Source organism: Zymomonas sp. (genome assembly GCF_020216885.1).
Classification (GTDB): Bacteria; Pseudomonadota; Alphaproteobacteria; order Sphingomonadales; family Sphingomonadaceae; genus Zymomonas.
Genome location: NZ_JAIWON010000115.1, coordinates 1 through 14,738, shown reverse-complemented (window position 1 = coordinate 14,738; position 14,738 = coordinate 1). Strand labels below are relative to the sequence as shown.

General features: G+C 46.6%; 11 protein-coding genes. 8 read left to right on the top strand and 3 right to left on the bottom strand.

From position 1 onward, the window contains the following. Positions 1-163 precede the first annotated feature (163 nt). Positions 164-1,525 carry an oxygen-independent coproporphyrinogen III oxidase gene (hemN, locus tag LDL18_RS06575; protein WP_296507981.1) on the bottom strand — a complete coding sequence of 454 codons (1,362 nt, stop codon included), beginning with the start codon at positions 1,523-1,525 and terminating at the stop codon, positions 164-166. 947 nt (positions 1,526-2,472) lie between these two features. Between hemN and LDL18_RS06570 the strand changes: the two genes are divergently transcribed. From LDL18_RS06570 to LDL18_RS06540, 7 genes are all read left to right on the top strand, one after another. Then, complete coding sequence (locus LDL18_RS06570) at positions 2,473-4,179, top strand: thiamine pyrophosphate-dependent enzyme (protein WP_296507979.1); 1,707 nt, start codon at positions 2,473-2,475, stop codon at positions 4,177-4,179. Between the two features lie 334 nt (positions 4,180-4,513). After that, positions 4,514-4,777 (top strand): 30S ribosomal protein S20, encoded by a 264-nt coding sequence (gene rpsT / locus LDL18_RS06565; protein ID WP_011241151.1) that lies wholly within the window; start codon positions 4,514-4,516, stop codon positions 4,775-4,777. A 667-nt stretch (positions 4,778-5,444) separates the two neighbouring features. Continuing rightward, positions 5,445-6,899 carry a chromosomal replication initiator protein DnaA gene (gene dnaA / locus LDL18_RS06560; protein ID WP_296507985.1) on the top strand — a complete coding sequence of 485 codons (1,455 nt, stop codon included), beginning with the start codon at positions 5,445-5,447 and terminating at the stop codon, positions 6,897-6,899. A gap of 94 nt (positions 6,900-6,993) precedes the next feature. Continuing rightward, entirely contained in the window at positions 6,994-8,859 is a 1,866-nt protein-coding gene (locus LDL18_RS06555) for an ABC-F family ATP-binding cassette domain-containing protein (protein WP_296507976.1), read from the top strand. A 414-nt stretch (positions 8,860-9,273) separates the two neighbouring features. Next, a complete protein-coding gene (locus LDL18_RS06550; RefSeq protein WP_296507974.1) occupies positions 9,274-10,368 on the top strand; it encodes an OmpA family protein in 1,095 nt (364 codons plus the stop codon). 191 nt (positions 10,369-10,559) lie between these two features. After that, positions 10,560-11,120, top strand: a complete 561-nt coding sequence (locus LDL18_RS06545; RefSeq protein ID WP_296507972.1) for a heme-degrading domain-containing protein — start codon at positions 10,560-10,562, stop codon at positions 11,118-11,120. A 230-nt stretch (positions 11,121-11,350) separates the two neighbouring features. Then, positions 11,351-12,079, top strand: a complete 729-nt coding sequence (locus tag LDL18_RS06540; protein ID WP_296507970.1) for a Bax inhibitor-1/YccA family protein — start codon at positions 11,351-11,353, stop codon at positions 12,077-12,079. 80 nt (positions 12,080-12,159) lie between these two features. On the opposite strand, the gene LDL18_RS06535 is transcribed toward LDL18_RS06540, so the two are convergent. Both LDL18_RS06535 and LDL18_RS06530 read right to left on the bottom strand, forming a co-directional pair. Then, complete coding sequence (locus tag LDL18_RS06535) at positions 12,160-13,164, bottom strand: dienelactone hydrolase family protein (protein WP_296507968.1); 1,005 nt, start codon at positions 13,162-13,164, stop codon at positions 12,160-12,162. A 12-nt stretch (positions 13,165-13,176) separates the two neighbouring features. Next, the gene (locus LDL18_RS06530; RefSeq protein WP_296507966.1) at positions 13,177-13,938 is read right to left on the bottom strand and encodes a molybdopterin-binding protein; all 762 of its coding nucleotides are present in this window, start codon (positions 13,936-13,938) and stop codon (positions 13,177-13,179) included. A gap of 112 nt (positions 13,939-14,050) precedes the next feature. Here LDL18_RS06530 and map point away from each other — a divergent pair. Continuing rightward, on the top strand, positions 14,051-14,738 hold a 688-nt coding region (gene map / locus LDL18_RS06525), incomplete at its 3' end, for a type I methionyl aminopeptidase (RefSeq protein ID WP_296507982.1).

The following is a 14,738-nucleotide window of genomic DNA, read 5'->3' as shown; positions in this document are numbered from 1 at the left end:
AATAATTCCTTAAAAATAAAATATAGATAAAAAATTATGGGTTTATTTGATAGTTTTATCGCCTGTTTTCCTAAAAATAAAAATAAAATTTGTCAAAATTATTCCGCCTAATATGATTTGTAGATTTATTCTATTTTGTTAAATTTTGTAACTTTTGTTATTTTTAGATGGCGCGGCTAAAGCCTTGTTTTTTCTGCTTACGATAACTGTCGAACACCGCCGAAACAATACGAACAAAGGGGCGTCCTGCTTCAGTCATCTCTATTCGATTCTGCTGAAACTGGATCAATCCCTCTTCTTCTAAATGATTCAGCTCTCTTTTCTCATCTTCAAGAGATAGGCTTTTCTCATAAGGCGTTAAATCAACCGCAAAATGGCACATAAGGGCGCTGATTATTTCACCTCTAAGGTGGTCTTCTTCCGATATATCAATACCTCTAAAAGACGCTAAACCCCGTTCTTCAATCGCTCGGCTGTAATTTTTAATATCGGCGATATTTTGGATATAGGCATCTGAAAAAGTCGAGATGGCCGATGCTCCCAAACCAATCAATACAGGCTCGTTATCGGTGGTATACCCTTGGAAATTGCGGCGTAGCTTCTTTTCTCGTGCAGCTACCGCCAATAAATCATCGGTTTTAGCGAAATGATCAATACCGATTGCCTGATAGCCATTCTGCTGCAATATTTCGGCAATCAAAGCCGCCTGCTCAAAACGTTCTTTGGTTTGGGGCAGGGCGCTTTCATCAATCAATTTCTGATTAGCTTTCCGTTCTGGTAAATGAGCATAGCCAAAACAGGCAATTCTGTCAGGCGACAGGCGCAGCGTTTCTTGACAATTAAGACGTATTTCATCCAACCCTTGATGAGGAAGGCCATAAAGAAGATCAAAATTAACCTGACTGATACCTGCTTGGCGTAAGGCCAAAATAGCTTTTTCAACCTGCTCGATGGGTTGAACGCGGCCGATCGCTTTTTGAATATGCGGGTTAAAGTCCTGAACGCCAAGACTGGTGCGATTGATGCCAATATCAAAAAGATTTTGAGAGAATTCGGTATCTAGTAAACGCGGGTCAAGTTCCATCGCATGGATCATATCTTCGGCTGCATCAAAATAATGGTGCAGGGCATTCATCACCCTACGGATACCTTCAATCCCGATGATAGACGGGGTTCCCCCACCCCAAGAGAGATGACCTATTTTTAGATGACCGGGTGCTAGATTACCGACAGTCTCTATCTCTTTAACCAGAGTATCAACATAGGCTGTAATGATTTCCTGACGGCGGACAACCTTGGTATGGCAACCACAATAATGGCAAAGCTGCTGACAAAAGGGAACGTGGAGGTAAACCGATATTCGACTATCGGGCGCAATATTTTTGATTCGGATCGCCTGCTCTTTGGATGTCAGGTCATGACGAAAATCAGCCGCCGTCGGATAGGAAGTATAGCGAGGCACATTACGTCCGGCATAACGGTCAATAAAATTTTGTTTTAAAATTGTAGGCGGCTGGATTGTCATAAAGTCACACGGTTCCTTATTTCTTTTCTATCCAAACTCTTTGCAATAGTCTGTAACAAGATGACGTCGACGATATCGGATCTTCATCTCTTTTGGGTCGCGAAAAAATATTAACTTTAATCGAAAAAAATTGAGTCTGTTTTTACTCGGGAGAAGACCGCCTTTTTTTATCCAAAGAATATCCCTTTCATCTTCTTTCCAAAGCGAAAAATAAATACTGAAAACAACGGTTTTGACCACAAGATTCACAGGCTATCCTTCAAAAGAAGAAGCCCTTTTTTATCCTCTCTTAGGGCGTGGTTAACGGTTGGCTTGGGCTTAACAAATTTTGTTTATGCACAACTTTGGGTTGACTTGGCGACAATAAAATATCACCAGAGGGGCAGACCGGTTACGGAAACGTTTCCGCTTTGATAGCTCAGACGGAGGGAAAGGCTTTGTCAGTGTTGCGGTATAATATCTGTAACAGCTCATTGATAAAGCCGGTCGCTCGCCTCGGGCAGTTTTGGATTGATCCTGCCCTATCTTGTTTTGAATTGATGAGGCCGTTCATGATAACAGCCGGAAAAATTTTAAAACAGGCGTCTTCGGCTGCTTTAGGTCTCGGCTACGTTTCTACATCTGGTTTTGATTCCCGGTTTACCTTTCTCAAGGTGTTCTGTTCCCTTTTCCCCTTTTTGGAGGTTGGTTATGTCCTATAATCACTTAATCCAGAAGCGGGCGTTTAGCTTTGTCCATCATGATTGTTTATCGCTCATGATCGCGGCATGTTCTGATCTTTTTCCTCTAAAAAAGATAAAAAGTCTTTTCGCTTCGGCAGAAGAGGTTCATCATGAACAAAAATTAGGCATTTTTAAAAATGCCTATAGCTAAATCCGGAACGACACTTTAGAGGTTTCTGGGTCATCCTGATTCAGACATAGTGTTTTGAATATATGGAGTAAGCAATGAGTTATACTGTCGGTACCTATTTAGCGGAGCGGCTTGTCCAGATTGGTCTCAAGCATCACTTCGCAGTCGCGGGCGACTACAACCTCGTCCTTCTTGACAACCTGCTTTTGAACAAAAACATGGAGCAGGTTTATTGCTGTAACGAACTGAACTGCGGTTTCAGTGCAGAAGGTTATGCTCGTGCCAAAGGCGCAGCAGCAGCCGTCGTTACCTACAGCGTTGGTGCGCTTTCCGCATTTGATGCTATCGGTGGCGCCTATGCAGAAAACCTTCCGGTTATCCTGATCTCCGGTGCTCCGAACAACAACGACCACGCTGCTGGTCATGTGTTGCATCATGCTCTTGGCAAAACCGACTATCACTATCAGTTGGAAATGGCCAAGAACATCACGGCCGCCGCTGAAGCGATTTACACCCCGGAAGAAGCTCCGGCTAAAATCGATCACGTGATCAAAACTGCTCTTCGCGAGAAGAAGCCGGTTTATCTCGAAATCGCTTGCAACATTGCTTCCATGCCCTGCGCCGCTCCTGGACCGGCAAGTGCATTGTTCAATGACGAAGCCAGCGACGAAGCTTCTTTGAACGCTGCGGTTGAAGAAACCCTGAAGTTCATCGCCAACCGCGACAAAGTTGCCGTCCTCGTCGGCAGCAAGCTGCGCGCTGCTGGTGCTGAAGAAGCTGCTGTCAAATTCACTGATGCTCTCGGTGCTGCAGTTGCTACCATGGCTGCTGCCAAGAGCTTCTTCCCAGAAGAAAACCCGAATTACATCGGTACCTCATGGGGTGAAGTCAGCTATCCGGGCGTTGAAAAGACGATGAAAGAAGCCGATGCGGTTATCGCTCTGGCTCCTGTCTTCAATGACTATTCCACCACTGGTTGGACGGATATTCCTGATCCTAAGAAACTGGTTCTCGCTGAACCGCGTTCTGTCGTCGTTAATGGCGTTCGCTTCCCCAGCGTTCATCTGAAAGACTATCTGACCCGTTTGGCTCAGAAAGTTTCCAAGAAAACCGGTTCTTTGGACTTCTTCAAATCCCTCAATGCGGGTGAACTGAAGAAAGCCGCTCCGGCTGATCCGAGTGCTCCTTTGGTCAACGCAGAAATTGCCCGTCAGGTCGAAGCTCTTCTGACCCCGAACACGACGGTTATTGCTGAAACCGGTGACTCTTGGTTCAATGCTCAGCGCATGAAGCTCCCGAACGGTGCTCGCGTCGAATATGAAATGCAGTGGGGTCACATTGGTTGGTCTGTTCCTGCCGCCTTCGGTTATGCCGTTGGTGCTCCGGAACGTCGCAACATCCTCATGGTTGGTGATGGTTCCTTCCAGCTGACGGCTCAGGAAGTCGCTCAGATGGTTCGCCTGAAACTGCCGGTTATCATCTTCTTGATCAATAACTATGGTTACACCATCGAAGTTATGATCCATGATGGTCCGTACAACAACATCAAGAACTGGGATTATGCCGGTCTGATGGAAGTGTTCAACGGTAACGGTGGTTATGACAGCGGTGCTGGTAAAGGCCTGAAGGCTAAAACCGGTGGCGAACTGGCAGAAGCTATCAAGGTTGCTCTGGCAAACACCGACGGCCCAACCCTGATCGAATGCTTCATCGGTCGTGAAGACTGCACTGAAGAATTGGTCAAATGGGGTAAGCGCGTTGCTGCCGCCAACAGCCGTAAGCCTGTTAACAAGCTCCTCTAGTTTTTAATAAACTTAGAGCTTAAGGCAAAAAGCCCGTCCGGTTTTACCGGGCGGGCTTTTTTTATCCCAGACGACTCAAAAAATAGGGCTGGGGATATAACGCTTTTTTTGCGTTTCCTTTTTCCTAATTTTCTCTCTCAACAAAAATGTCTTATTGAAACATAAATGACAGCTTTGTTTTTCTTTTCTATAAAATTGTTACAGAATCCCTTGCTAAGCAGGGCTGGCTCTTGACCGATAAAAAGAAAAGCCATAAAGACTTCTTCTTCGTAAGGGCTGAATTATTGAAGTCAGTGCCTTAACTATTTATTTTCTGATTACATCGAGGACAAGCATGGCGAATACGCCGCAGGCAAAAAAGCGCATCCGTCGTAACGACCGTCGCGCTGAAATTAACGGTAACCGCGTCAACCGCATTCGTACTTTCATCAAAAAAGTCGAATCTGCTATTGCTGCTGGTAACAAATCCGAAGCCGAAACCGCTTTAGCAAGCGCACAGCCGGAATTATTCCGTGGCGTTTCTAAAGGTGTTTTGCATAAAAACACGGCTTCACGGAAATTCTCTCGTTTGGCAAAAGGCGTCGCTGCGCTCGCTTAAACGTCAGGGAAAGGGATGCCATCGCTCTTCTTTAGAAAGATGGCATATTCCCTCGATTTCTGTTCCAAACCATTCCAGCCCTGCTTGATTTGTCGTAATCAGGTAAAATATATCCATTCGTCCTGAATGGATGATTTTCTGTATCCGCTTTAAAAATCTGACGCGACCGGATATTCTGGCCGTGAAGGCTTGCGGCTGCCAGAAATACTTTTCTTGAACACGCCAATAGCCTGCGATTAAAAACCGTCATTTCCAAGGGGTAGATTGGGTAATTTTCTCTGGCCTATGCCCGACAGCTATAATACAGGATTCCTGACAGAATTTCTGTGACGGTTTATTCAAGTGATTGTATCTTATGAAGTGATTCATGTGCATATATCGAGTCAAGATATAAATTTTTAAGACTCTTGTCGCTTCCCCCTTGATTGGCGGGGATTGCTCTTCCAAAAAGCAAGAACATACCGGATCATATTTGAGTCTGTTTTTTGGACTTCAATAGACAAAGAATCAGATATGTCGGGTCTCCGCGACAAGGGACTCAAGAACGCAAAAATTGTCTTTTCAAAAAAGACAATTTGCCGGAAATACACTCTCCATTGATACAAGGCAAAGCAAAGCGGGGTAGTAGAATAGCGTGCTGAATCCAGTGCAAAAAGAAGGTGGAGAGATGCAGCCCCCGTCACAGGACTGGGCTTCATTACTGCCGGCAGCATGGAGCGAAGCGCGCCAGATATTGCGTAAAAAATGCGGCAGCCGGACTTTTGAAAGCTGGCTTAAATCGCTGATGCTTGCCGATTTTGATAGCCAGAAAAAAATCATTCGCTTGGCTTGCCCCAGCGAATTTATGGCTAACTGGATATCCTCCCATCTGTCTGATGAGCTTTTGCTGGCATGGCGGACAGTCTGGCCGGGCATTGCCGAAGTCAAGGTCAGTGTCCGTAACCCAGAATCACAACCTTTGCTCCTCGATGTTACCGAAATAGAATTACCGCTGGGTGATCAACCTCGCCCATTGCTGAAAAAGCCGGCAAAGAAAAAACAATCAGTTCCTGCCACGCCTAAAAGTACTAGCCCTGAAAAAAAAGCCGAGGGCGAGGATCAAAACCAATTTGAAGAACGCTATAATTTCGATAATTTTGTTGTCGGTAAAGCGAATGACCTGGCCTATCGGGCGGCTTGTACTTTTGCCGAAGGCGGTAAGCTCGATTTCAATCCGCTTTTTCTCTATGGCGGAACGGGGCTTGGTAAAACCCATCTCATGCATGCTGTGGGCATTGAATATCTCAAGCGACATCCGAACAGCACGGCTTTGTATATGTCGGCTGAAAAATTCATGTATGATTTTGTCGCTTCGATGCGCGCCAAGGATACCCATAGTTTCAAAGCCCGCTTGCGTTCTGCCGATCTTCTAATGATCGATGATGTCCAATTCATTGCCGGAAAGGATTCCACACAGGAAGAATTCTTTCACACGATGAACGAGGTCATCACTGCTGGCCGTCGTCTGGTTATTTCTGCCGATCGCAGCCCGCAAGATTTGGAACGGATTGAAAGCCGTATCCTGTCCCGTTTGTCATGGGGCTTGGTGGCTGATGTCAATCCCGCCGATTTCGAGTTGAGGTTAAACATTATCCTCAAAAAGCTCGAAGCCATGCCTCAGGTCTCGATGCCGGAAGATATTGTTTTCTTTCTGGCTAAACGGATTTGTACTAATGTGCGGGAATTGGAAGGCGCGCTCAATCGGGTAGTTGCCTATGCAACGCTTTCCAATCGTCCCATCAATATGGATTTCGTTACCGAAACTTTGGCTGATCTGCTTCGGACAACGCAACAGCGCGTAACGGTTGAAGATATTCAAAAACGGGTTTGCGACCATTATCACCTTAAATTAGCGGATATGAGCTCTAAAAGACGGGACAGGATTATTGCCCGCCCGCGTCAAGTCGCCATGTATCTCTCAAAACAACTGACTTCTCGTTCATTACCGGAAATTGGACAACGCTTTGGGGGGCGCGACCATACCACGGTTATTCATGCCATTCGCCAAATAGAGAAGCTGCGGATAACGGATGAAGATGTCGATTCGGATGTCCGTTTGTTGATGCGTCAATTTGAAGGCTAACCGCTTTTTTTAGAATAAGGGTTGAATGCCTCGCTTGTGATTTTTATGAATCACTTTCTTTCCTATTCCCGACCAACCATCCGAATTGAGAATTATGCTTAGTTTTTCGGCTATTACTGTCCGGCTTGGAGGCCAACTCATCCTTGATCAGGCCACGGCCAGCCTACCACCGGGTAGTCATGTTGGCTTAATCGGTCGTAACGGGGCAGGGAAGTCAACCTTAATGAAGGTGGTTGCCGGTTTATTGGAAGCCGACAGCGGCGAATTATCAATGCCACGCGGGACACGGATCGGCTATATCGCACAAGAAGCCCCCGAAGGATCAGCCACGCCTTATGAAACCGTATTGGCGGCTGATGAAGAACGTTCGCGCCTGATAGAAGCCAGCGAAACGGAAAGCGACCTAGAAAAGCTGGCCGAAATTCATGAAAGACTGAACACGATTGATGCTTATACCGCGCCGGCAAGGGCAGCGCGTATTCTGGCTGGTCTTGGCTTTGATGAAACGATGCAGCATCAACCCCTTTCGGCTTTTTCAGGTGGTTGGCGGATGCGCGTCGCCTTGGGCGCGCTTTTATTCTCAGCGCCTGATCTGTTGCTGTTGGATGAACCTTCCAACCATCTTGATTTGGAAGCCGTGCTTTGGCTTGAAAATTTTCTCCGCGGGTATCGCGGGACGTTACTTTTAATCAGTCACGAACGCGATTTTTTGAATAAGGTTGCCGACCATATCCTGCATTTACAGCAAGGCAAACTGACCCTTTATCCGGGCGGCTATGATGCTTTTGAAAGACAGCGGGCAGAAAGACTGTCCCAACTCGAATCGGCACGTAATCGGCAATTAGCCGAAAGGGAAAAATTACAAAGTTTTGTCAATCGCTGGCGGACAAAAGCCCATTCTGCCCGTCAAGCACAAAGCCGAATGAAAGCACTGGAAAGAATGGAACCGATTGCAGCCGCCGTCGAAGATCCATCACTCAGCTTTTCTTTTCCAAGTCCCGATGACAATTTGAAACCGCCTTTAATCACGCTAGATCAAGCTGCCGTCGGTTATGATGATAAGCCGATTTTGACCAAGCTCAATCTGCGCATTGACCCCGATGACCGAATCGCTTTCATCGGCCGGAACGGTAACGGTAAAACAACCTTGGCAAAGTTGATTGTTGGCCAACTGCCTACAGTCGATGGCCAAATGGTTACGTCTTCCAAGATCAAAGTAGGCTATTTCACCCAATATCAAGTGGAAGAGCTGGATGTTGACGATAGTCCGCTCGACCATATGACGCGCCTTATGCCGGGCGCATCAACAACAGCCGTGCGGTCGCAATTGGGGCGTTTTGGTTTTTCAGGTGATAAAGCCATCCAAAAAGTGGGCAGCATGTCCGGTGGTGAAAGGGCAAGATTGGCCTTGGCATTGATTACCCGCGACGCGCCTCATCTGCTTATTTTGGATGAACCAACCAACCATCTTGATGTCGATGTTCGGCAAGCCTTGATCGAGGCGCTGGCTGATTATCAGGGTGCCGTTATCATCGTTTCCCATGATCGCCATATGTTGGAATTAACCGCAGATCGCCTTATTTTGGTCGATAATGGGAAAGCCACTGATTTTGACGGCGATTTAAATGATTATACCAATTTCATTTTGGGAAAATCGGATAAACCAACCTCAGAGACTCCGGTCAAAGCACAAGATAAGAAGGCCGACAAGCGCGCTAGAGCAGAAAAAAGGCAACAAAACAAAGCCTTGCGCGATGAAATCAAAAAACTTGAAGGCGAAATTAGCAAGCTAACTTCTCGTAGAAGCGAGATAGATCAGGCTTTATTTGATCCCGATCAGGCCTCTCCCAAGGACAAAAAACTGACCGTTACCCAGTTAATGAAGTCGCGTGCTGACATTGAAGACGAACTCAATAAAAAAGAAGCGATCTGGCTCGAAAAAAGCGAAATGCTTGAATAGCTTGGTTGAAATAGCGTTTTTGATCTAATCTGAAGGCGGTTTTTTTCTAAAATTCCGCTTTCACATTCAAAAAAAGCGCTATAGATATCCCACTCTCTTGGATGTCAACTGCGTTATAAAAGTCTCTATTCGCGGTAAAAGGGACTAATCTGCAAAAAGATGTCGCTTTTTATTTTATTTTTTTGCGTTTCTAACTAAAACTACTATGACAAAACAAACTAGCTTGAAATTTCTTTTAAGATTTCTTTGAAGAAATCGCTGGTTCGATTATGTGTAATTAGGCAAAAACACGCTTTTCGTTTGATATGCGATGCTTTTTGGCAACATTTTGAGCTATATGTGTGCTTGCACCGCTCGCTTGCTTTGTTTAGTTACGATAGTAATCCGTAAGGGTTTGATTGAAAGGGGATGACAATGCGTAAGCTGGCCATTGTGGCTGCGCTCGCCTCTAGCGCAATAGCTGCACCGGCGCTCGCTCGCGACGGTGCTTGGTATGTCAGCGTCGACGGCGGTGGTCTGTTCGTCGAAGACATACATTATAAACTTCCGAACGCCCAGTCTGCCAGATTGGGTAATAAAGCAGGCTATGATGTCGATGCCAATGTTGGTTACGACTTCGGGCCTTTCCGTGTTGAAGGTGAAGCTGCCTATAAAAGTTCGAATAACAAGAACTTTTCGGTAAGCAATGGTGGTAGCTCCAGAAACCACGGTTCAACCGATGTCTTGAGCTTCATGTTGAACGGTATGTTCGACTTTGGCGGCAAAAATGATGGTGTTTCCGGCTTTATCGGAGGCGGTGTCGGTGTCGCTCGCGTCGCACTTAACCATTATTCGGCAGGTGGCACGGGTAGCTTTGCCAACGATAACGATGCCCATTTTGCATGGCAGGTCATCGCTGGTATCCGTAAGCCGGTCACCAAAATGATCGACTTCGAACTGAAGTATCGTTTCTTCAACGTCAACGGCTTGAATTTCCGGACGACCGACATGGGCAACATGTCTGGCCGCTATCGTTCGCATAGCGTCTTGGCCGGTCTGGTCTTCAACTTTGGTGAACCGAAGGCTGCTCAGCCTGCGCCTCCTCCGATGCCGGCACCTCCGCCTCCGACGCCACCGGCGCCTCCGCCCCCCGAAGAACCGCCTGCGCCAGCAGCTCCTGCTATTCCGGGGCCGTTCTTGGTGTTCTTCGACTTTGATAAGTATAATATTACGCCAGAAGCGGCTTCTATCCTCGACAACGTTGCGTCTTCCTACGCCCAGACTGGGCAGGCTCGCGTGGTTGTTGCTGGTTACACCGATACCGCAGGTCCGGCTAAATACAACATGGGTCTGTCACAGCGTCGTGCCGATTCTGTTAAAGCTTATCTGGTCGGCAAGGGTGTTCCTGACGATGCAATGGCTACCGAAGCTTACGGTAAAACGCATCTTCTGGTTCAGACGGCTGATGGTGTTCGTGAACCTCAGAACCGCCGCGTCGAAATCACTTTCGGCCCAGGTTCAGGTCAGTAATTTTCACTGCCTTTCTAGGCTCCAACAAAAAAGGCCGGTCATTTTGACTGGCCTTTTTTTTATTTCTTGCTGTTTGTTTTTTTGTCGCTCTTTATCCTTTTGTCCTTTCGACAAAATACAGAATGTAACTGTCTTTATGGTGACGATGGGACTAAGCTCTTTTCATAACATAAAGATAAGAGGTGCCTCTCATGGGTAATCTTCAACAGTTAGCTCTCGATGCAGATATCGCCGCAGTGAAACAGCAAGAAAAATTGCTGCGCTTACCGGAATTTAATGAAGATATTGCATGGCAACTCGGCTCTTATATTCGCCAGATTGCTGTTCAGAAAAATTACCCGATTGCGATTACCGTTGCCCGTTTTAATCAGCCGCTTTTTTATTGTGCTATGCCCAACAGCTCGCCAGACAATAAAAATTGGCTCAGACGGAAAGCCGCAACAGTCGCCCATTATTACACCAGTTCTTATGCTGTCGGCCTAAAATTGAAGAAAAAAGGCGTCACGTCCTTATCCGACTATGGCCTCGATGATAGAGATTACGCGACCCATGGCGGGGCTTTCCCCATCACAGTAGAAAAAGCTGGTATTGTTGGATATATTGCCGTTTCAGGCTTAGATCAAAGAGATGATCACGCTCTTGTCGTTCAAGCTTTGGCTGCTCACCTTGGTCTTCCCGCTGAAAAAACAGCGCTCAAATATCTGACTCAGGATAGCCTTGGCAAGGCAAAGCTTGATGAAACCATTGTCTGACGATATCACTTGTTATAAAATTTGATATCCTCAACAATTTGTTACAATCTTATTCATCATAGTATAACAATTCGTCGAGTATAATTTCTCTGTATACAGGTCAAAATACGACCTATTTTGCCTGTCAGAGGTGTTATTTTCTGAAAAAAAGATATCTTTTATCAGCTTGAAACCTCCTCTTCTCATGCTGATATAGATAGCAACCATATCTCAATTGGAGATTATCTATTATGGCAAATTGGAATGATTCCCGGATGACCGTGACGGAATCTGCTGCGCGTGGCCGTAACGGAGCTTCGGAGCGGGACGCCGGTCTTCGCTCCTATATGCTTTCGGTTTATAATTATATGGCTGGCGGTGTATTGCTTACCGGCATTGTTGCCTATCTTGTGGCACATTCAGCCTTAGGCGCGGCCATTATTTTCTCACCTTTGCGTTGGCTGGTTATTCTGGCACCGCTGGCTTTTGTTTTCGCCCTTAGCGCTGGTGTAAACCGCTTCAAGCTTTCAACGTTGAAGACGCTCTTCTGGTCTTATGCGGCTGTCATGGGACTTTCAATGGCGGTCATTTTCTTCGTCTATACCGGTACGTCTATTGCCCAGACCTTTTTTGCAACGGCTGCGGCCTTTGCAGGACTTAGCGTATTTGGTTATCTGACGAAGAAAGACTTGTCTGGTATCGGTAGCTTTCTGATTATGGCTGTTTTCGGCTTAATCATTGCTTCTTTACTGAACATGTTCCTTCACTCTTCATCGCTGCAATTCGGTATCAGCGCTTTGGGCGTGCTTATTTTTGCTGGCCTTACCGCTTATGATACGCAGCAAATCAAAAGCATGTATTTCATGACTTCTGGTGGTGAATATGCTGGTAAGATGGCCGTGATGGGCGCTTTAAGCCTCTATCTGGACTTCATCAATATGTTCAGCTTCCTGCTGAACTTTATGGGTGACCGTCGCTAATCACCTTATTGATTTCTAAAAAAGAAAAGCCCGAAATTTTGTTTCGGGCTTTTTTATTATAACTTCAGGCTTTAAGAGCTTTATTCCGGCTGTTGAGTGGCCTTTTGGGAAACGGTAGGCTTCGTAGAAGAGGCCGCCGCTTGCTCTTTCTCTAACTTTTGCTCTCCCTTATTGATTTTATGAAGCAGACTTTCTTTGGGATTAAGATTGGATGCTAAAAATTCAGCGCTACGCTTCCATGCCTCATTGGCAGTCGCCTCATTATAAGCAGGCATGGCTTCATTCATGAAACCATGCCCAGCATTAGGATAGAAATAGCATTCCAATGGCACAGAGGCGCTTTTCAGGGCTGAAACCCAATTTAAGGCTGCTGCATTAACGGCAGAATCCCTTGTGCCGAAATGAAGCTGTAACGGTGCTTTTATATGGGCAGCTTCATTCATAGGGGGCGTCTCGCTATAATAAGCGACTGCCGCCGTTAACGCATCTTCGGCTTTAGCCGCGGTATATTGAGCGAGCTTACCGCCCCAACCAAAGCCGATAGCCCCGACTTTTCCGGTAGAATAGCGCTGATTTTTAAGCCAATTGACCGTCATTGCGGCATCTTTGACAAGCCATGACCAATCGACACCCATTAACAAAGCGCGTGTTTTTGCGGGATCATCCGGCATCCCACCCCAAGCAGACAGAAAATCCGGTGCCAAGGCAATATAGCCATTCAATGCCATTTTACGGGTATATTCCCGTGTGGCAAAATCCAACCCTTGCTCGTCATGGATAATGAGAACCGTCGGCAATTTATTTCTGGCAGCGGCCGGTACCGCAATATAGCCATGCATCAATTCCCCATTGGTCACCTGCCAATTAACCCGATGGGTATTCAGCAAAGGATTATCGTCTCCCTTATCAATCGGAAAAGGGAATGACTTCTTCGCAGGGGGATTTTCTTCTGCTGCCAAAGTACGCCCGATAACCGTTTCTGATAATAGACCAGCCGTTCCAAATTCTAGAATTGCTTTTCCAAGACGGCGGCGGTTAATCGCCTGATCTCTTATTTTGTCTAAAAAAAGGCCTTTTAAAGCCATAAAAAACCTCTTCTAAATAGCACCATCGACAGCCGACAAGTCTTCTTTCAAAAGCCGGTTAATCAAATCTTCGGCACAGCGATTTAAAGCCTCGCGATCGACCGAACGGATTACTAGATTGACCCCACCGCTGCCATTTCGGAAAAAGGGATAGCTTCCCAATTTGCACAGGGCATGATCTTTCTCGGTTTCTTGCAAGATTTTGGCAATCTGGCTTTCACCATTCCAGCTTCCGACAGTGCGGGATAGAACAGGTTTCCCACCGGATAAAGTGCCGTTCAGACTTTCAAGCATGGCTGTTACGATTTTAGGCACACCAGCCATAATAAAAATATTGCCGATACGGACACCGGGCGCACCAGAAACCGGATTTTTAATCAGTGTTGCGCCTTCCGGTGTTCTTGCCATCCGAAGTCGGGCAGGGGTCACACCGCCACGATCAGCATAATAGACTTCAAGACAGGCTTTGGCCTCGGGATGAATAATCACGGGAAGATTCAAGGCCTGACTGATAGATTCCACGGTAATATCGTCATGGGTCGGGCCAATGCCGCCGGTTGTAAATAAATAGTCATGATTGTCTTTCAAGGCGAGAACGGCCTCTCCAATGGCCTGACTGTCGTCAGGAATAACCCGAACCTCCGCTAACCTGATTCCCTGCATGTTCAACCATGAAGCAATCTGGGCAATATTTCGATCTTCGGTGCGTCCAGACAAAATTTCATCACCGATAACCAACAAAGCGGCTGTCCATACGCGATTATTTGTTGTCATTTTCAGTCCGTCCTTTTCCTCTTTCCTCTGATGCGGCAGATATTCCGAATCCAAAAAGGGAATATGTGAATGCGGCTCGCAAAGGGAAAGCATATTGGTTATAGCAGAAGTTATGACCGAATATATCCATGTCAAAGAAGGTGATGCGGCTATTCGTACGCATGCCATTAAACTTTACGATGAAAACGCTTTTGCCGGAATGCGAAAAGCAGGCCGATTGGCGGCTGATGTTCTTGATGCGTTGGTGCCTTATGTCAAACCGGGTGTCACCACCGAAGCCCTTGATACTCTGGCCGATGATCTGATCCGTCAGGGCGGCGGTGTCTCCGCCTGCCGTTATTATCGCGGTTACCCGAAATCGGTTTGTATCTCTGCAAATCATGTGATTTGTCACGGTATTCCGGGGCCAAAAGCGCTCAAATCAGGCGACATCATCAATATTGATGTGACCGTTATTGTCGATGGATGGCATGGCGATACCAGCCGGATGTTTTTCGTAGGCGATGTGCCCTTAAAGGCTAAAAAACTGGTTGATGTGACCTATCAGGCTTTAATGCTTGGCATCGAACAGGCCAAACCCGGAAATCATATCGGCGATATCGGCCATGCTATCCAGACATTGGCTGCCAAACATCGCTACGGCGTTGTCCGTGATTTCTGCGGCCATGGTTTGGGCAAGGTTTTCCACGACCGACCAGAAGTCGTCCATGTCGGTATTCCGGGTGAAGGTGTTGAGTTAAAGCCGGGGATGCTGTTCACGATTGAACCGATGATCAATATCGGCAAGCCAGATGTCAAGG

Bases quoted from the DNA above. Each gene is read 5' to 3' on its own strand.
- LDL18_RS06550 (WP_296507974.1), top strand. From the start codon at position 9,274: ATGCGTAAGCTGGCCATTGTGGCTGCGCTCGCCTCTAGCGCAATAGCT.
- LDL18_RS06530 (WP_296507966.1), bottom strand. From the start codon at position 13,938: ATGACAACAAATAATCGCGTATGGACAGCCGCTTTGTTGGTTATCGGT.
- LDL18_RS06555 (WP_296507976.1), top strand. From the start codon at position 6,994: ATGCTTAGTTTTTCGGCTATTACTGTCCGGCTTGGAGGCCAACTCATC.
- LDL18_RS06570 (WP_296507979.1), top strand. From the start codon at position 2,473: ATGAGTTATACTGTCGGTACCTATTTAGCGGAGCGGCTTGTCCAGATT.
- LDL18_RS06545 (WP_296507972.1), top strand. From the start codon at position 10,560: ATGGGTAATCTTCAACAGTTAGCTCTCGATGCAGATATCGCCGCAGTG.
- LDL18_RS06535 (WP_296507968.1), bottom strand. From the start codon at position 13,164: ATGGCTTTAAAAGGCCTTTTTTTAGACAAAATAAGAGATCAGGCGATT.
- hemN (WP_296507981.1), bottom strand. From the start codon at position 1,525: ATGACAATCCAGCCGCCTACAATTTTAAAACAAAATTTTATTGACCGT.
- LDL18_RS06540 (WP_296507970.1), top strand. From the start codon at position 11,351: ATGGCAAATTGGAATGATTCCCGGATGACCGTGACGGAATCTGCTGCG.
- rpsT (WP_011241151.1), top strand. From the start codon at position 4,514: ATGGCGAATACGCCGCAGGCAAAAAAGCGCATCCGTCGTAACGACCGT.
- dnaA (WP_296507985.1), top strand. From the start codon at position 5,445: ATGCAGCCCCCGTCACAGGACTGGGCTTCATTACTGCCGGCAGCATGG.